The following is a 16819-nucleotide window of genomic DNA, read 5'->3' as shown; positions in this document are numbered from 1 at the left end:
CGTATCAGCGTCCGGCGTCGGCCAGCTTCGCGCGTAGTTGCAGCACCGACTTGGTGTGGATCTGGCTGACCCGGCTCTCGGTGACTCCGAGGACGTTGCCGATCTCGGCGAGGGTGAGGCCCTCGTAGTAGTAGAGCGTGACGACGGTCTTCTCGCGGTCCGGGAGGGTGTTGATCGCGCGGGCGAGGAGCCTTCTGAGCTCATGGTCCTCGGCCACTTCCACCGGGTTGTCGGCGGCGGTGTCCTCCAGCGTGTCCATCAGGCTCAGCCGGTCGCCGCCCTCGCCGCCCACGTGGAGCAGCTCTTCCAGCGCAACGACGTTGGCAAGTGACAACTGGCTGAAAACCGCGTGCAGTTCCTCCAGCGCGATGCCCATCTCGGCGGCGACCTCCGTCTCCGAGGGGGTGCGTCGCAGTTGCGCCTCCAGGGTGGCGTAGGCGCGCTCCACCGCCCGCGCCTTCTGACGTACGGAGCGCGGGATCCAGTCCAGCGCCCGCAGTTCGTCGATCATCGCCCCCCGGATACGGGTGATCGCGTAGGTCTCGAACTTGATCGCGCGCTCGATGTCGAACTTCTCGATCGCGTCGATCAGCCCGAAGACCCCCGAGGAGACGAAGTCCGCCTGCTCGACATTGGACGGCAGGCCCACGCTCACCCGGCCGGCGACGTACTTCACCAGGGGCGAGTAGTGCAGGATCAGCTGTTCCCGCAGCCGCCCGTCGCCCGTGGTCTTGTACGAACGCCACAACTCGTCGAGCGAGGAGGGGGCGGGCGGGCGCACAGTGCCACGCGCAGCCGGTGGTACTGCCGCGCGGTCAGACCCGGAGGTGTGCTGGGGCATGTGGTGCCTTGAGCCGTTCTGCCGTGAAGTGCTGGGGGACTTGCGTCTGGGCCGGAATCCTTGTGAGCGTAGCGTGACTGGGTTGTCGCGGTCCGCGCAGGATAGGGGATCGATGCTGTGCGCTTCCCGGCGAGCGGACATGGAGCATGACGTGGCGGCGGACACGACTGCGCCCCTGGACGAGGACATGACCGGCCTCCGGGGCCGTCGCTTCACGCGCCGGCCCCGGAGGCGTCACCGAAGGATCCACCGAGGTCATCGGCATCACCTTTTCACCCGAATGCCCCAGGTCAAGAACCGCCTCGCCGCGCGTCGCCATTGCATGTCGGCCGCTTCGTCAACCTCCATCCATCGCCTTCGCGTTCGACGAACCCCAGTGAGTGCAGTTCGTACAGCTTGCCGAGGGCCTCGTCCGCACTCGTGGCCGCAGCACGAGCCACCTCCCGTCCGTTGACGAAACCATGGGCCGGCAGGGCGTCAAGCACTCTGCCGCAGACGGGATCCAGGTGATCACGGGGCAGTATCGGACCGCGCCTCGGCGGAGCCAGGTCCCCGATGTCCCCAACTAGTTCGGCGACTTCCGCGGCGTCCGTCACCAGCACACCCTCGCCCCGCAGGAGTTCGTGGACGCCTGCCGACAGACCGCTGGTGGCGGGGCCCGGTACGCCCATGGTGTAGCGGCCGAGTCGTTGTGCGCTGCGCGCCGTGACCAGTGAACCGCTGCGGTACTCGGCCTCGACGACGACGGTTCCCCGCGTCAACGCGGCGATCACCCTGTTCCGGAGAATGAATCTGCTGCGGGTGGGATGCTCGGCCGGCGGCAGTTCACCGAGGACGAGCCCCTGTTCGACCATGCGTCCGATCAGTTCGGCATGGCCGCGCGGGTAGGCGACGTCCACCCCGCAGGCCAGTACCGCCATCGTCGCGCCACCGGCGGCCAGGGCGCCGCGGTGAGCCGCTCCGTCGACCCCGAAGGCCGCGCCCGAGACGACCACCCATCCCCGCTCCGCGAGGCCTGCGCCGAGCGTCGTCGCCATGTGGGCCCCGTACGGTGTGCAGGCGCGGGCTCCGACCACGGCGACCGAGCGCAGCGCCCAGAGCCGCAGATCGGGCCTCCCCCGGACCCAGAGTCCCGTCGGCCTGGCGTCGCCCAGGTCGTCGAGCTGACTCGGCCATTCCCGGTCGCCGGGGCAGATGAAGCGCCCGCCCGCCGAGGCCACCGCCGCCAGGTCCCGCTCGGGCTCGACGGCTTGGGCCCGCAGCCGGTAGCCGGCCAACCGCCTCGCCGTCATGCCGCTCAGCTGCTCGGCCGATCCGTCCCAGGCGGCGATCCGCCGCATCAGCTCCGCGCCGCCGTGCTCACGCAGCCAGCGCCCGCCTCGCACGTCCCCCGGCTCCATGACCCGGGTCAGTGCCGCCCGCGCCAGCCGCTCCCGGTCGCTCACCCCTCCGGAAGAGCCCGTCCGGCCGGCCATCCGCTGCTCTCCGGCCGCCTGCCCGTGCGGCTCGCCCGTCCGCCCCGCTCCTCCGGCAGTGTCCGCGCAGCCCTCGGTCCGGTGCCCGGTCATGACGCCCCCGCGGTCATGGGGACCCCGCGCGGGATCCCGGTCCGCAGCTCAAGGGCCACCCCGATGTCCGAGGCGTCCGGGCGCTCGGCACCACGCAGATCGGCCACGGTCCACGCCACCCGCAGCACCCGGTCCAGACCGCGCGCGGTGAGCATGCCCCGTTCCATGTCCCGCTCGGCAGCCATCAGCGCACCCGGTGCCGCGACCAACCGGGTCCGCAGCTCATGCCCCGGCACCTCGCTGTTGGTGGTCCACGGGGTGCCCGCCAGCCGCTCCGCGGCCCGCTCACGGGCCCGGATCACCCGGGCGGCGACCGTCGCGGTCGACTCACCCCGGCCGCCCTGCCCCATCAGGTCCTCGCGTCTGACGGGGTCCACCGTCACCCGCAGGTCCACCCGGTCCAGCAGCGGCCCGGAGAGCCTGGCCTGGTACCGGCGGACCGCCGAGGGCGGGCAGTCACACCCCGCCCCGCTCAGGGTGTGCCGCCCGCACGGGCAGGGGTTGGCGGCGAGCACCATCAGGAAGCGGGCAGGCAACCGCACCACCCCGGCGCTTCGTGCCACCACGACATGCCCCGACTCCAGCGGCTGGCGCAGCGCGTCCAGCGCACGGACGGAGAATTCCGGAGCCTCGTCCAGAAAGAGAATTCCGCGATGCGCCAGCGAGACCGCGCCGGGCCGCGGCAGCCCGTTTCCCCCGCCGACCAGCGACTGCATGGTCGCGGAATGGTGGGGTGCGCAGTAGGGCGGGCGGGAGACCAGGGGTTCGCCCGGCGGCAGGATGCCCGCCACCGAGTGCACCGCGGTCACCTCGAGGGCTTCCTGTCTGGTCAGCGGCGGCAGGATGGCGGGCAGCCGTTCGGCCAGCATGGTCTTGCCCGCGCCCGGCGGCCCTGACAGCAGGAGGTGGTGTCCGCCCGCCGCCGCGATCTCCAGGGCCTTGCGTGGCCGCTCCTGACCCGCGACGTCCGCCAGATCCGGCCTGCTGCCCTCGCCATGCGCCGCCCCTCTGGCGATCCCGGTGCCCATACCGGCGCCGGGCACCATCAGCCCGGCCAGCATGGTGTCGGGACGCCCCTGCTCGTGGGCCTCCGCCTCGTCGGGCACCGGCTCGTCGCAGAGCACGGCGATCAGCTGCCGCAGACTCCGGACCCCGAGCACGGAGACCCCGGGCACCAGAGCCGCCTCGCTCGCGGTCTGCTCGGGAACGACCACCTGGCGGTACCCGGCCTCCGCCGCGGCCAGAACGGCGGGCAGCACCCCGCGCACGGGGCGCACCCTGCCGTCCAGCCCCAGCTCCCCGATCATCACGACATCGGCGATCGACGCGGGGTCGATCCGCTCCGCGGCGCCGAGAACCGCGCAGGCGACGGCGAGATCGAAGCCCGAACCACCCTTGGGCACCGACGCGGGTGAGAGTCCGACCGTGAGTTTCTTCTGCGGCCACTCCGCCCCGGAATTGACCACGGCGGCCCTGACCCGGTCCCGGCTCTCCACCAGGCTCTTGTCCGGCAGCCCCACCAGGGTGAACGCCGCGACCCCTGCCTCCAGGTCCGCCTGGACCTCCACCACCACGCCCTCGACACCGACCAGCGCCACCGAGCACGCACGCGCGAACCCCATCAGGCCACCCCCCGCGCATGCTCGGCCAGGGGCGCACCACGCCTGGGCAGCACCACACCGACCAGGTCGATCCGCACCCCGCCGGGCGGCGGACCGCCGCACCTGGCCAGCCAGAGCTCGGCCAGCCTCCGCAGACGGTCCGCCTTGGCCGGAGTGATCCCTGCCATCGGGTGCTCGAAAGCCCCCGCCCTGCGGGTCTTCACCTCACAGATGACGAGAGCGTCACCGTCCTTCGCGACGATGTCGATCTCGCCGGCGCGACAGCGCCAGTTCCGTTCGAGTACGGACATGCCGGCATCGGTCAGCAGCCGTGCCGCCAGATCCTCGCCGTACCGCCCGAGTGCCCCCCGTGCGTTCATATCGGCACCACCTCCGGCACCGACTGTGACGCGTCTGCCCCCAACTAGTGGATCTTGGTGGACAACTCAGCCGTTGTGGACAACTCAGCCACCCGGAAGCTCGAGATCGCTCTTGTTGAGCTCCTCGATGTTGACGTCCTTGAACGTCAGGACCCGTACCTGCTTGACGAACCGTGCGGGCCGGTACATGTCCCAGACCCAGGCATCCGCCATGGACACCTCGAAAAACACCTCGCCCTGGACCGAGTGCACCTGCATCTCGTAGTCGTTGGTGAGGTAGAAGCGCCGTTCGGTCTCGATCACATATTTGAACAGACCGACGACATCGCGGTACTCCCGGTAGAGCTTCAGCTCCATCTCGGTCTCGTACTTCTCGAGGTCCTCGGCGCTCATTGGCATGTTCCCCTTCAGCCGTGCGTTCCCCCATTGTGCGCCAGGGCCCGGCGCCCCCGGTCGCTCAGGCGATTTCGGGGGACAGAACCAGCGGCGTACGCGGAGGACCCTCGTCGAGCAGCGTGCGCAGCAGCTCGGCGAGTCTGGTCGGGTACACCGTCTCACGCGCCGCCGACAGTTCGGCGGAGGTCCACCACCTCAGCCCCGCGACACTGCGGCGTTCCAGCCCGGTCTGCCCACTGGTGTCCGTCGCGGTCTGCGCCGTGCGGGCCAGGAAGTACCACTCGTCCTGATCCCAGCGCCGCCCGTCGAACGGAAAGGAGCACATGCGCTGCCAGAGCAGCGGGCCCAGCTCGACGTCGGTGATTCCGGTTTCCTCGGCCAGCTCCCGCAGGGCGGCCTGCTCCCGGGTCTCGTCGCCCTCGAGACCGCCGCCGGGGGTGAACCACCAGGTGCTCGCCGGGTCCTCCGGTTCGAACCCGTGCATCAGCAGAATGCGGTCGTCCGGATCGAGGAGCACCAGACGGGCGACCTTGCGCGACTCAACGGGCACCGGCGGTCGCCTTCTCCTGCTCGTTCCGCTTCGACCGGGCGGAACGCGCCGCGACCGGCCCGTACACGGCACCGCCCAGGATCAGTACCACACCCGCGGCCATGGCACCGAGCTGAAGCTTCAGCGGCCCCGGGGACGACACCCCGCCGGGCAGCGCGGCAAAGGCCTGCGGCCGTCCGATCATGCCGCCCAGCGGCCAGGCGACGGCGTCCACCCGGGCCTGTACGGCGCTGCGCGGCACCGAGCCCTGCCCGGTCTCCTCCAGGTGGACCCTCGAGTCCAGCGAGGACCTGCGGTCGTCACCCAGGAGGAAGAGCTGGTCCTTCGGCACCACGGCCGTGAAATCGGCCGCCGAGGCCGGGTCGCCGGCCTGGAGATACGATTCCGCGACGGGTACGCCGTTGACCGTGAGCCGGCCGTCCTTCTCGCAGCAGGCGATCTTGTCGCCGCCGATGCCGACGACCCGCTTCACCATCGGCATGTCACCCCACGCGTGGTCGGTGAACACCACCACATCGCCCCGGCGCACCTCGCCGCCGTCCACCCGCTGCGCGAGGACCCGGTCGCCCGCGTTCACCGTCGGGGTCATCGACTCGGTCGGCACCGTGTACGGCCGGTACACCACGGCTGCCCAGGCGAAGCCGCCGAGGAAGAGCACACAGCCGATGGCCACGGCCAGCCCCGACAGTTTGCTGCCGAGCCGGCCGTCGCCGCCACCCGTACGTCCTGTTCCACTCATCGCAGCGTCCCCCATCGGAGATCGACAATCGCTGATCCGAGTCGGCACCCTACCCGGCGGTACGCCCGCTGGTCAGCCTCCTGCGGCGCCACAGCACGAGAGGCAGCGCGCCCGCGACTCCGAACACCCCCGGGGCCAGGCCCGCCGCCGCGTCGATCCCCGTCTGATCGAAGGTGTCCGGGACGGACAGCATCGCCCAGCGATTGACCGGCCACGCCACCACCACGGCCCGCCCCACCACGTCCTTGACGGGCACGAAGCCCTTGGTCGCTTCATCGGTGTGATAGCGCGAGTCCGAGGAATCCTGCCGGTGGTCGCCCATCACCCAGATCTTCCCCTCGGGCACGGTGAACGGCCCGAAGGGCTTGTCGTCGCACGCCGAGTTGCCCGGGAAGATGTACGGCTCGTCGAGCGCCTTCCCGTTGACCTCGACAGGACCGCCCTTCGCGCACTCCACGGTGTCACCGCCGACCGCGATCGTCCGCTTGATCAGGTCCTTCTCCTTGCCCGACGGCATCAGACCGATGAAGCTCAGGAAGTCCTGCACCACGTTCGACTCGGGGGTCGGCTCCCCGGCCAGCCAGTTGTCCGGATCGTGGAACACCACCACCTCACCGCGCTCGGGCTCCGAGCCGAACCACGGCGTCAGCTTGTCCACCAGCACCCGGTCGCCCCGCTGAAGCGTGTCCTGCATCGATTCCGACGGAATCGAGAACGCCTGCACGAGAAACGTCTTGATCAGCAACGCGAGAACCAGTGCGCCGGCGATCAGCAGCGGCAGCTCCTTCCAGAGGGGACGCTGCTTCCGTGCCTGCTTGCCGCCCCCGCCCGCAGCCTGCGTATCCGCGGGCGCGTCCGAGTCCGGTGGCCCCTCCGTCGGACCGGAGGCAGGGTCGGCGGGCTGTTCGGACCCCGTCGCGGGCTCTCCATGCCCAGGTGGTGCACTGGCAGCCATGTCACTCACGTTCCAGTCCTCACTCTGCGGCCCGCACCGAGCCGCCATCCACTACTGACGGCCGGAAACGAGCGCGGCCCGCCGGCGTCGCCAGAGCACGAGCGGCACGGCTCCGGCGAAGCCGATCGCACCGGGCGCCGCGGCCATCGCGGCGTTCAGCCCCGGCTGGTCGAAGGTCTTCGGGATGGGCAGGGTCGCCCAGCGGTTGACCGGCCACGCGATGACCACGGCCCGGCCGACCACCTCGTCGACGGAGACGGTGCCGCCGCCCGGCAACTGCTGGTGATAGCGGGAGTCGAGGGAGTTCTGGCGGTGGTCGCCCATCACCCAGATACGGTCCTTGGGAATCTTGATCGGTCCGAACGGTTTGTCGTTGCAGGGAGTGTTGCCCTCGAAGATGAACGACTTGTCGTCGAGCGCCTTGCCGTTGACCGTGACCGGCCCGTTCTTCTTGCACTCCACCGTGTCACCGCCGATCGCGATGACGCGCTTGATCAGGTCCTTCTCCTCGGCCGACGGCATCAGACCGATGAAGCTCAGGAACTTCTGCACCACGTTCGGGTCGGGTGCCGCGGTGTCCTCCAGCCAGCCGCCCGGGTCGTGGAAGACGACCACCTCGCCCCGCTCGGGCTCCGAGCCGAACCACGGCGTCAGCTTGTCGACCAGCACCCGGTCGCCCCGCTGAAGCGTGTTCTGCATCGAGTCCGAGGGAATCGAGAACGCCTGCACCAGGAACGTCTTGATCAGCAAGGCCAGGACGAGCGCGATGCCGATGAGGAGGGGCAGCTCCTTCCAGAAGGAGCGGGGCTTGTTCTGCGCCGTGCTGCCGCTGCTCGAGGAGCCGTCGTCACTCTCCGTCGAGTCCGCCGTCGTCCCGGCGGGCTCGGCATTCCCCGGATTGTCCGGCCGGTCCTCGGGTTCGTCGTGTCCGGATCGTGCGCCGACCGCCAAATCCCCCACATCCACTCCTTATTCCGTGCCACCGCCTGCGCCCTAGCCGGTGCAGGCCCACCACTCCCATAACGAGCGGGAGTTCCGCAGGGGTCGGGAGCCGGATCATTCCGTTGGGATCCGGGGACACACTATTCGACGGTCCGGGGGCAGCCGCCGTCCCGGCGCGCGCGTCCGGGACGGAGGAGAACGTCGAACGTTCCTCCAGTTCATGCCAGTGTCCGAAGGGCCAGGCGATCACCACGGCCCGTCCCACTACCGCATCCTCGGAAACCGTGCCGTCACCCGTCTTGTCCAGGTGGAAGCGCGAATCGGCCGAATTGGAGCGATGGTCCCCCATCACGAAGATTCTTCCGGCCGGAACCTTTACCTCGAATTTGATCGTGGAGGGCGAATCGCCGGGAAAGACGTAGGGCTCGTCGACCGCCACCCCGTTGACGATGAGTCTGCCGTCCTTCTCGCAGCACCTCACCGTGTCGCCACCGACGGCGACCACCCGCTTGATCAGGTCCTGCTCGTCGTCGGAGGGCAGCAGCCCGATGAAGGTCAGCACCTCCTTCACCTGCTTGATGACGACAGGTGACTCCTTGGACTCCCCCACCGGGTTCGGCGGCGGCCAGTCCGAAGGGTTCTTGAACACGACGACGTCGCCGCGCTGCGGCTTGGACCCGAACCAGGGCGTCAGCTTGTCGACGAGCACCCGGTCGCCGATCCGGATGGTCTGCTCCATCGACCCCGACGGGATCACGAAGGCCTGCACCAGAAAGGTCTTGAGGACCAGCGCGATCAGCAGTGCGACGGTGATGAGAAGGGGGATCTCCTTCACCGCCGACCTGCGCCGCTTCCGCTTCACCTTGCGGGCCAGCTTGCGCCGCTCCGCGCGAGTGGGCAGCGAGCGCGCGGCTGTGGGCCGGGTGCCGGTGGGCAGCGGAATCTCCGGATCCGCCGCGCCGTGCCTCCGCCCGCGGTTACCCATGCGCCGGACCGGGCGCCGCTATTCCATCGAAGGCCGCGGTGTCCGGAACGGACCCCAGCCGGCCCAGCGGCCAGCCGAACCAGTCGGCCCGGCCGATCACCTTGTCGACGGGCACCATGCCGCCGCCCGGCTCACCCAGGTGATCGCGGGAGTCACGGGAGTTGCTCCGGTGGTCGCCCATCATCCACAGCGTGCCGTCGGGCACGACAATGTCGAAGGGCACCCGGGACGGCGCGTCGCCCGTGAACAGGTAGTCCTCGTTCACGGCCCGGCCGTTCACCTCGACCCTTCCGCGCTTGTCGCAGCAGACCACCCGGTCACCCCCCACACCCACCACTCGCTTCACGAAGTCGGTCTCGGCGGGCTCCGCGAGACCGAGCGAAGCCGCCACGCCGTGCAGCAGCCCGGTCACGGGGTTCTGCGGCGGCGCCTCCTGGACGAAGGAGCCGGTGCCGTCGAACACCACCACGTCGCCGCGCTGAGGTACGGAGCCGAAACGGTACGCCAATTTGTTGACGAGCACCCGGTCCCCGACCTGCAGCGTGGACTCCATCGAGCCGCTGGGGATCAGGAAGGGCTGCACCACGAAGTTGCTGAAGAGCAGCACAGCGACCGAGCAGACGGCACCGAGCGCAAGGGTGCGCCGCCATGACATCGAGGTTGCCCACCGGTTCGGGATACGCGAGAAGCGCGACCCCTCCTCCGATCCCGTAGCGGGTGCGGAGGAGCGGTCGCGCTCCTGGGGCTTTGCTTCCGTGTCCATCGGGGCCAGAGCTTATCCGGCCGTCCTGTGGACCAGGGAGTCAGCTCAGCGGTCGCGCTTCTCCTTGATCTTCGCGGCCTTGCCGCGCAGCTCACGGAGGAAGTACAGCTTGGCGCGACGGACGTCACCGCGGGTGACGAGCTCGATCTTCTCGAAGATCGGGCTGTGCACCGGGAAGGTGCGCTCGACGCCGACGCTGAAGGAGACCTTGCGGACCGTGAAGGTCTCGCTGATGCCCGCACCCTGGCGACGGATGACAATGCCCTTGAACTGCTGGATACGGGAGCGGTTGCCCTCGATCACGCGGACGTGGACGTTGACGGTGTCGCCGGGGCGGAACGCCGGGACGTCGGTACGCAGCGATGCGGCGTTGACGTCATCGAGCAGGGAAGCCATGTTGTCTGCTTTCTTCGCCGATGCCACAGGTCATCGACGGGAGAGTGTGATGAGTTGGGGGTGCTGATCGCGTCGGACGGGCGTCGTTCCCCCTGTGGCAGGGGCGCACGCGGACGTACAGCAGTCGCCTATTGTTCCACGGCTTGGGGCCTGCGCCAAAATCGGCCGCCGGGCTCCGGTGACCAGCCGAGGATGGAGAGCATCTCTCGGTCCTTCTTGTCGAAGGCCGTCGCCTCGCAGCGCTCGATCAGATCGGGCCGGTTGAGTGCGGTACGACGGAATGCCTCGTCCCGGCGCCAGCGCGCGATCCGCCCGTGATGGCCGCTGAGCAGCACGTCCGGGATCCCCCGGCCACGCCACTCGGGCGGCTTGGTGTAGACGGGACCCTCCAGCAGGTTGGCCATCGCCCCGGGGGCGAAGGAGTCGTCCCGGTGCGACTCGGCGTTGCCGAGTACGCCGGGCAGCAGCCGGGCCACCGCCTCCGTGATCACCAGCACCGCGGCTTCGCCGCCGGCCAGCACGTAGTCGCCGATGGACACCTCGACGACCGGCATCCGGGTGGCGTACTCCTCCGTCACCCGCCGGTCGATGCCCTCGTAGCGGGCCGGGGTGAAGATCAGCCAGGGCCGCTCGGAAAGCTCGACGGCCAGCTCCTGGGTGAAGGGCCTGCCGCTCGGCGTGGGCACCACGAGCACCGGGGAGTGCGCCCCGGACTCGTATCCGTCCGCCAGGGTCTCGTCCAGCGCGTCGCCCCAGGGCTCGGTCTTCATGACCATGCCGGGACCGCCGCCGTAGGGGGTGTCGTCGACCGTGTTGTGGCGGTCGTACGTCCACTCCCGCAGATCGTGCACATGCACACCGAGGCGCCCGCGGGCACGAGCCTTCCCGACGAGCGAGACGTTCAGCGGTTCCAGGTACTCGGGGAAGATCGTGACGACGTCGAGGCGCATCAGACGTCTTTCCCGGGTTCGGTGGAACCCTCCTCGGAAGGCCCGGCCCCGGACTCGGCCGCCGCCTCCTCCTCGTCACGCGTGGACACCACGATCGCCTGGCTCTCGTCGATCAGACCCGGCGGCGGCGTGATCACCGCGCGCTGCTCCTCCAGGTCGATCTCGCTGACGATCTCCTCGACGAACGGGATCATGACCTCGGTGCCGTCGGGACGCTCCACGATGAAGAGGTCCTGGGACGGCAGGTGCGTGATCTCGGTGATCCGGCCGATCTCGGTACCGTCGGCGAGTACGACGTCCAGGTCCATCAGCTGATGGTCGTAGAACTCCTCCGGGTCCTCCGGGAGCTCCGCCGGATCCACATCGGCGATCAGCAGCGTGTTGCGCAGCGCCTCGGCGGCCGTACGGTCCCGTACGCCCTCGAAACGCAGCAGCAGCCGGCCACTGTGCACCCGGCCGGTCTCGATCGTCAGCGGCCCCGTCGAGGCCGGCTCGGTGGCCAGTACGGCGCCGGGCCCGAGCCGGAGCTCCGGCTCGTCCGTGCGCACCTCGACGGTGACCTCGCCCTTGATGCCGTGGGCGCGACCGATCCGTGCGACTACCAACTGCACCTTGTGTCTCTCCTGTCGTACGACGACGGGCCGGGGTGGGCGCATGGCCCTCCCCGGCCCGTGCCGGTGTTCAACTCTGTCAGCGAACCTGGTCCACGTCGACGAGGTCGACGCGGATACCACGGCCGCCGATGGCGCCCACGACGGTACGCAGCGCGCGTGCGGTGCGGCCGTTACGGCCGATCACCTTGCCGAGGTCATCGGGATGAACCCGAACCTCGAGCACACGTCCACGGCGCAGATCGCGCGAGGCGACCTGCACGTCGTCGGGGTTGTCGACGATGCCTTTCACGAGGTGCTCGAGAGCCTCCTCGAGCATGCTCAGGCCTCGGTCGACTCGGCGGGCGCAGCTGCGTCAGCAGCGTCGTCCGCCTTCTTGTCGGCCTTCTTCGCCTTCTGCGTGATGGCCTCGCCCTTGGACTCCTCGCCGATGTCCTTGGTGAGGGCCTCGAACAGGGCGCGCTTGTCAGCCTTGGGCTCCGGCTGCAGCAGCGGCGCGGGGGCCGGGAGGCCCTTGTGCGCCTGCCAGTCACCGGTGAGCTTCAGGATCGCGAGAACCGGCTCGGTCGGCTGGGCGCCGACGGACAGCCAGTACTGCGCGCGCTCTGCGTTGACCTCGATGCGCGAGGGGTTCTGCACCGGGTGGTACAGGCCGATCTCCTCGATGGCCCGGCCATCACGGCGGGTACGGGAGTCGGCGACGACGATGCGGTAGTGAGGCGAACGGATCTTGCCCAGACGCTTCAGCTTGATCTTGACTGCCACGGAAGTGGTGTCTCCTGGTCTATGACGTGGTTGGGCACAACAAAGATGCCACGTGGGGTTGCGGTACTCGGAGTGCCCGATGGACGCGTCAGCCGGAGGAGAGAGGGGTCCTATGCGACTGTCGAGTACAGCTAGCCATTGTGCCACACCACATCGCCTCACCCCACCGCGACCACTGCTTCCGGGATCCGGAACGGCTTTCCGCAGCCGCCGCAGACGATCGGGGCCTGCGCGAGGACCGACGGGACGACGCGCACATTGCGACCGCAGTCGCAGACGGCCTTGACCCGCACGCCCCCTCCGGAGGAGCCGTGCCGGGCCGCGGGCCCGCGGAAGGAGCGCTTGGTGTCGGCGGCGGTGGCCACGGTGTGCGCCTTGAGGGCGCGCTGCAGCCGTTCCATCGTCGGCCGGTACCGGCGCTTGGCTTCGGGGTTGAGCGTGACCAGCGAGAAGCCACTGCTGGGGTGGGGCTCCTCGGCGTGATCGAGGCCCAGCTCCTCGGCGATCGCGAGGAATCGACGGTTGTGGTATCGGCCGGCGCGCGAGGTGTCGCGGACACCTCGGGCGGCGGCAATGCCATGGACTGCCTCATGGAGCAGTCGCTCGAAGGAGAGTTCGGCGCCACAGGCGGACGAGGACTCTCCGATCAGGGACTCGGGCGCGGCTAGATCGGGCAGCTCGGAGTGGTACCGCTGAATGTCGGCCCACGCCTGTGCCAGCTCTGCGGCAAGTACAGGTGGTGTCGTGCTCACGTCGTGACAACGAGCGCGAGTGCCCCGGTGTTCCGATTCCGGGCCATCCCAAATATTTTGCACGTACCAGTCAGTTGCCATTCATGCGTCCTGACGAGGGCGGGTGCGCTGATCTGCGGAGAAGACTCACAGCTCACACCAAGGTGGTACGTAGCGCCGCGTACGCCCGAGCGCGTAGACGGCGCGTACGCCCACCCGCCGGTGATGCGGGCGCCGGGCGCGGTAACCGACAGTACCCGGCGCACCGCCCACCCTCACGCCCCCTCCCCCGAGCAGCGCCGCAGCCGCCGCGTGGCCCGGCGCGGAGCGCTCGACGTGCCCACCCCCGCGCGCCGGGTGAGACTGGGACCGCAGTACGGGAAAGCACAACCCCTGGGCCCCCACGCCCTGCAGACGTTCCGGTCGGAGCGCATCGCCGGCCGCCGCCACGGGCAACCATGGCCCGTAGACCCCTGGACGCGGCGGCCGATGCGCAGTTCTCTGGCATACGGGGGAAGCGCGGACGTACGGCCACGGGGAAATCGTCCATCAGGCACGACCGATCGGTATGACCGGCCTCTCGGCGGATTGGGGCGCATTCCATGACACCAACGCTCGTCCGGCACCACACGCAGGCGAAGCCGTCCGCGCCCGTGGACACCGGCTCCCGCGCCCGTGACTGGGCCGAGATCCAGGAGCGGATGCTCGCACCGCTCTACGAGGCTGTGTACACACGGCTCGAAGTCGGACCGGCCACGCGCATGCTCTCGCTCGGCTGCGGCTCCGGACTCGCGCTGCTGATCGCGGCCGGCCGCGGGGCACACGTCACCGGCGTCGACCCCGACCTCGAACGCCTGGCGCTCGCCCGGATCCGGCTGCTGGCCGGCCCGGAGGACAAGCCCGTGGCCGGGTCCACAGGACCGCAGCTCCTTGAGTCCCTTCCGGCCACGGCTGCCGGCCACGAGCCCTACAGCCTGATCACCGCGTTCACCCCGATCGGCTGCTCCCCCGACGACGGGGAGGAACTGGTGCGGACGCTCGGCGCCGCGGTGCCCTCGGCCGGCCGGCGCAGCACGGTCGTCCTGACCGGCTGGGGGCCGCCCGAGCGGTGCGCCACCGATGCCGTGCTGCGTGTGGCGACCCGGCTCGCGGAGGGCTCGGGAACTTCGCGGACCACGAGCCGGCTCGGAGCGCGGCGGGACGATCTGGAGAACGTGGCGTTCCGGTCCGGGCTGAAGCCGGACGGCTCGGGGCGGGTGGCCTGCCCGTTCGGCTACGCGGACGTGGACAGCGCGGTACGGGGTCTGCTGTCGACGCGGCTCTTCGACGCTGCGATAGAGGCGACGGACCGGTCCCAGGTGGAGAAGGAGGTGGCGGAGGCCCTGCATCCGCACCTGCGCCGGGACGGCACGGTCTGGATGCCCAACGTGTTCCGTTATCTCGTCTGCACGACGTAGGACCTCAGGACGCAGGACTTCACGGCACGGAACCTCACGACTCACGACGCAGAACCTCACGAAGCAGGACCTCCGGGTGCCGGTCCGTGCCGGCCGGCCCCGGAAGCCACGCCACCCCCGTCCCCCTAAGCGGCTACTTCACCAGCCGGGAGATCCCGGCCGCCCGGTAGGCGTCCGCTTCGTCCAGCGTCTCGGTCGCCAGCAGCGCCGTGGCCAGCGAGTCCAGCCGGTCCCGGTTCTCGCGCAGCAGCCGGCACGCCTCCTCGTAGCACTCGTCGACGATGCGCCGCATCTCACCGTCCACCGCGTCCAGCGTCGCGGGCGCGGCCGACAGCCCGTACGCCTGCTGGGCATCGCCCGGGATCGCCGTCAGCCGGCCCACCCGGTGGCTCATGCCCCAGCGGCCCACCATCCCCCGGGCCAGGTTGGTGACCTGTTCCAGGTCGCTCTCCGCGCCGGTCGTGATGACGCCGAACACCACCTGCTCGGCGGCCATGCCACCGAGCGCGCCGATGATCCGGCCGCGCAGATACTCCTCGGTGTACGCGTACTTGTCGGCGTCCGGCGTCGAGAGCGTGACACCCAGCGCGCGGCCGCGCGGCACGATGGTGACCTTGCGGACCGGGTCCGAGCCGGGCTGGAGCATCCCCAGCAGCGCATGCCCGCTCTCGTGGTACGCCGTCCGCCGGCGCTCCTCGTCCGACATGACGAGCGAGCGCTCCGCCCCGAGCTGGACCTTCTCCAGGGCGTCCGAGAAATCGGCGCCGTTCACCTCCGGCTGCCCCCGCTTCACGGCAAGGAGCGCGGCCTCGTTGGCGAGGTTGGCGAGATCGGCTCCGGTCATTCCCGGGGTCGTACGGGCCACCTGGGCCAGGTCCACGTCCCCGGCCATCGGGATGCTCCGGGTGTGGATCTCCAGAATCGCCTCCCGGCCGTTCCTGTCCGGCGGGCTGACCTGGACGATCCGGTCGAAACGGCCGGGCCGGGTGAGCGCCGGGTCGAGTACGTCGGCGCGGTTGGTCGCCGCGAGCACCACCACGCCCTCCGAGCCGGAGAAGCCGTCCATCTCCGTGAGGATCTGGTTGAGCGTCTGCTCGCGCTCGTCGTGCCCGCCCATGCCCGAGCCGCCGCCGCGGGCCCGGCCGATGGTGTCGATCTCGTCGATGAACACGATGGCGGGGGCGACCTTGCGCGCCTCGGCGAAGAGCTCCCGGACCCGGCCCGCGCCGACACCCACGATCATCTCGATGAACTCGGAGGCCGAGGCCGAGAAGAACGGCACCCCGGCCTCCCCCGCGACCGCCCTCGCCAGCAGTGTCTTGCCGGTGCCGGGAGGGCCCGCGAGCAGCACTCCCCCAGGCATCCGGGCGCCCATCTTCCGGTAGGCGTCCGGGTTCTTCAGGAAGTCGACGACATCGTTGAGCTCACCCTCGACCTCGTCGATACCCGCCACGTCCTTGAACGTCGTACGCCGGTCCCCCTCCAGCTCGACCGGTTTGGGCGGGGCCTTGCGGCCGAAGCCGCCCATTCCGCCCCCCATCCCACCGCGCGACATCCGCCGGGCGATGAACACCCACAGCAGGACCAGCAGCAGCATCGGTGCCAGCGAGATCAGCAGGTTGGCGAGGAAGCTGCGTTCCTTGACGACCGGTTCGGCGGTGACCGTGACGTCGTCCTTGACCAGCTCCCCCCAGAGGTTGTCATCGGCGAAGGCAGGCCGCTGCGTGACGAACTTGGTGTACTTGTCGTCGCTGCCCGGGACCTTCGCCTCCTTCTTCAGCTGCCCCTGAATGGCATCGCCCTTGGAGTAGATCTTGGAGACGTTGCCCGAGGTGACCTGCTTGCTGAACTCCGTGTACGCGATCGTCGGCTCGTCCTTGCCGTTGAAGAAGGAGAGCACCAGGTTGGCGATCAGATAGACAGCGAGCGCGGTCAGCAGAAGTCCGCCCCAGCCTCCCGGCATCTTCCGGCCGGGTGGCGGGGGCTTCGGTGCACCCTCGGAGCGCCATGGCTGGTCGGTACGGTCGCGCGGAGGTACGGGATTGGTCACGCGGTCTCCTCTGCCGACAGCCATTGAGCCGACATTAAGGGAGAAATACGGGCGAAGCCCTCGGAGCGGCGGTCTGCTGGGCCCATGGAGGGACCTCGCCATCCCGCGTACACGCCCGAGGGGGCGCCCGCCGTGAAGC

Annotated in this window: 19 protein-coding genes; 1 reads left to right on the top strand and 18 read right to left on the bottom strand. The window is 69.9% G+C overall.

Annotated elements, in window-relative coordinates; translation table 11 throughout:
• Positions 1–4 precede the first annotated feature (4 nt).
• From whiG to SH922_RS29415, 17 genes are all read right to left on the bottom strand, one after another.
• Positions 5–841: an RNA polymerase sigma factor WhiG gene (whiG, locus tag SH922_RS29495; protein ID WP_350995091.1), complete on the bottom strand. Its 837-nt coding sequence runs from the start codon at positions 839–841 to the stop codon at positions 5–7.
• Positions 842–1131: 290 nt separating this feature from the next.
• Positions 1132–2316: a DNA-processing protein DprA gene (gene dprA / locus SH922_RS29490; protein ID WP_393063726.1), complete on the bottom strand. Its 1185-nt coding sequence runs from the start codon at positions 2314–2316 to the stop codon at positions 1132–1134.
• Between the two features lie 89 nt (positions 2317–2405).
• A complete protein-coding gene (locus SH922_RS29485; protein WP_393061141.1) occupies positions 2406–4031 on the bottom strand; it encodes a YifB family Mg chelatase-like AAA ATPase in 1626 nt (541 codons plus the stop codon).
• On the bottom strand, positions 4031–4390 hold the full coding sequence (locus SH922_RS29480) for a YraN family protein (protein ID WP_393061139.1): 360 nt from the start codon (positions 4388–4390) through the stop codon (positions 4031–4033). Before SH922_RS29480 ends, SH922_RS29485 begins: the two co-directional genes overlap by 1 nt.
• An 84-nt stretch (positions 4391–4474) precedes the next feature.
• A complete protein-coding gene (locus SH922_RS29475; protein WP_003965949.1) occupies positions 4475–4783 on the bottom strand; it encodes a DUF2469 domain-containing protein in 309 nt (102 codons plus the stop codon).
• 64 nt (positions 4784–4847) lie between these two features.
• Positions 4848–5336, bottom strand: a complete 489-nt coding sequence (locus tag SH922_RS29470; protein WP_393061137.1) for an NUDIX hydrolase — start codon at positions 5334–5336, stop codon at positions 4848–4850.
• Positions 5326–6075, bottom strand: a complete 750-nt coding sequence (gene lepB, locus SH922_RS29465) for a signal peptidase I (RefSeq protein ID WP_393061135.1) — start codon at positions 6073–6075, stop codon at positions 5326–5328. The genes SH922_RS29470 and lepB (SH922_RS29465) overlap by 11 nt, the downstream gene beginning before the upstream one ends.
• A 49-nt stretch (positions 6076–6124) precedes the next feature.
• Positions 6125–7030 (bottom strand): signal peptidase I, encoded by a 906-nt coding sequence (gene lepB, locus SH922_RS29460; RefSeq protein WP_393061133.1) that lies wholly within the window; start codon positions 7028–7030, stop codon positions 6125–6127.
• 51 nt (positions 7031–7081) lie between these two features.
• Positions 7082–7981, bottom strand: a complete 900-nt coding sequence (gene lepB, locus SH922_RS29455) for a signal peptidase I (RefSeq protein WP_393063725.1) — start codon at positions 7979–7981, stop codon at positions 7082–7084.
• Positions 7878–8957, bottom strand: coding sequence for a signal peptidase I (lepB, locus tag SH922_RS29450; RefSeq protein WP_393061131.1), 1080 nt, complete (start codon positions 8955–8957; stop codon positions 7878–7880). Before lepB (SH922_RS29450) ends, lepB (SH922_RS29455) begins: the two co-directional genes overlap by 104 nt.
• A complete protein-coding gene (gene lepB, locus SH922_RS29445) occupies positions 8950–9720 on the bottom strand; it encodes a signal peptidase I (RefSeq protein WP_393061129.1) in 771 nt (256 codons plus the stop codon). The genes lepB (SH922_RS29450) and lepB (SH922_RS29445) overlap by 8 nt, the downstream gene beginning before the upstream one ends.
• 45 nt (positions 9721–9765) lie before the next feature.
• On the bottom strand, positions 9766–10116 hold the full coding sequence (gene rplS / locus SH922_RS29440) for a 50S ribosomal protein L19 (protein ID WP_350995107.1): 351 nt from the start codon (positions 10114–10116) through the stop codon (positions 9766–9768).
• 128 nt (positions 10117–10244) lie between these two features.
• The gene (gene trmD, locus SH922_RS29435) at positions 10245–11066 is read right to left on the bottom strand and encodes a tRNA (guanosine(37)-N1)-methyltransferase TrmD (RefSeq protein ID WP_393061127.1); all 822 of its coding nucleotides are present in this window, start codon (positions 11064–11066) and stop codon (positions 10245–10247) included.
• Positions 11066–11677 carry a ribosome maturation factor RimM gene (gene rimM / locus SH922_RS29430; protein WP_393061125.1) on the bottom strand — a complete coding sequence of 204 codons (612 nt, stop codon included), beginning with the start codon at positions 11675–11677 and terminating at the stop codon, positions 11066–11068. The genes trmD and rimM overlap by 1 nt, the downstream gene beginning before the upstream one ends.
• Before the next feature lie 79 nt (positions 11678–11756).
• The gene (locus SH922_RS29425) at positions 11757–11996 is read right to left on the bottom strand and encodes an RNA-binding protein (protein ID WP_014153811.1); all 240 of its coding nucleotides are present in this window, start codon (positions 11994–11996) and stop codon (positions 11757–11759) included.
• 2 nt (positions 11997–11998) lie between these two features.
• Positions 11999–12442, bottom strand: coding sequence for a 30S ribosomal protein S16 (gene rpsP, locus SH922_RS29420; RefSeq protein ID WP_326739033.1), 444 nt, complete (start codon positions 12440–12442; stop codon positions 11999–12001).
• 158 nt (positions 12443–12600) lie between these two features.
• Positions 12601–13194, bottom strand: a complete 594-nt coding sequence (locus tag SH922_RS29415) for a hypothetical protein (protein ID WP_136329609.1) — start codon at positions 13192–13194, stop codon at positions 12601–12603.
• Positions 13195–13775: 581 nt separating this feature from the next.
• On the opposite strand from SH922_RS29415, the gene SH922_RS29410 reads away from it, so the two are divergent.
• The gene (locus SH922_RS29410) at positions 13776–14630 is read left to right on the top strand and encodes an SAM-dependent methyltransferase (RefSeq protein ID WP_393061122.1); all 855 of its coding nucleotides are present in this window, start codon (positions 13776–13778) and stop codon (positions 14628–14630) included.
• Between the two features lie 133 nt (positions 14631–14763).
• On the opposite strand, the gene ftsH is transcribed toward SH922_RS29410, so the two are convergent.
• Positions 14764–16680 carry an ATP-dependent zinc metalloprotease FtsH gene (ftsH, locus tag SH922_RS29405; protein WP_393061120.1) on the bottom strand — a complete coding sequence of 639 codons (1917 nt, stop codon included), beginning with the start codon at positions 16678–16680 and terminating at the stop codon, positions 14764–14766.
• Between the last annotated feature and the right edge of the window lie 139 nt (positions 16681–16819).

It is taken from the genome of Streptomyces sp. LN549, assembly GCF_043203805.1.
Lineage (GTDB): Bacteria > Actinomycetota > Actinomycetes > Streptomycetales > Streptomycetaceae > Streptomyces.
The sequence above is the reverse complement of the archived record's forward strand: the minus strand, read 5'-3'. Positions and strand labels throughout refer to the sequence as shown.

What these genes read in the sequence shown, in the direction of transcription:
- whiG (WP_350995091.1), bottom strand. Translation starts at nt 841, where the DNA reads ATGCCCCAGCACACCTCCGGGTCTGACCGCGCGGCAGTACCACCGGCT.
- dprA (WP_393063726.1), bottom strand. Translation starts at nt 2,316, where the DNA reads ATGGCCGGCCGGACGGGCTCTTCCGGAGGGGTGAGCGACCGGGAGCGG.
- SH922_RS29485 (WP_393061141.1), bottom strand. Translation starts at nt 4,031, where the DNA reads ATGGGGTTCGCGCGTGCGTGCTCGGTGGCGCTGGTCGGTGTCGAGGGC.
- SH922_RS29480 (WP_393061139.1), bottom strand. Translation starts at nt 4,390, where the DNA reads ATGAACGCACGGGGGGCACTCGGGCGGTACGGCGAGGATCTGGCGGCA.
- SH922_RS29475 (WP_003965949.1), bottom strand. Translation starts at nt 4,783, where the DNA reads ATGAGCGCCGAGGACCTCGAGAAGTACGAGACCGAGATGGAGCTGAAG.
- lepB (WP_393061135.1), bottom strand. Translation starts at nt 6,075, where the DNA reads ATGAGTGGAACAGGACGTACGGGTGGCGGCGACGGCCGGCTCGGCAGC.
- lepB (WP_393061133.1), bottom strand. Translation starts at nt 7,030, where the DNA reads ATGGCTGCCAGTGCACCACCTGGGCATGGAGAGCCCGCGACGGGGTCC.
- lepB (WP_393061131.1), bottom strand. Translation starts at nt 8,957, where the DNA reads ATGGGTAACCGCGGGCGGAGGCACGGCGCGGCGGATCCGGAGATTCCG.
- lepB (WP_393061129.1), bottom strand. Translation starts at nt 9,720, where the DNA reads ATGGACACGGAAGCAAAGCCCCAGGAGCGCGACCGCTCCTCCGCACCC.
- rplS (WP_350995107.1), bottom strand. Translation starts at nt 10,116, where the DNA reads ATGGCTTCCCTGCTCGATGACGTCAACGCCGCATCGCTGCGTACCGAC.
- trmD (WP_393061127.1), bottom strand. Translation starts at nt 11,066, where the DNA reads ATGCGCCTCGACGTCGTCACGATCTTCCCCGAGTACCTGGAACCGCTG.
- SH922_RS29425 (WP_014153811.1), bottom strand. Translation starts at nt 11,996, where the DNA reads ATGCTCGAGGAGGCTCTCGAGCACCTCGTGAAAGGCATCGTCGACAAC.
- SH922_RS29410 (WP_393061122.1), top strand. Translation starts at nt 13,776, where the DNA reads ATGACACCAACGCTCGTCCGGCACCACACGCAGGCGAAGCCGTCCGCG.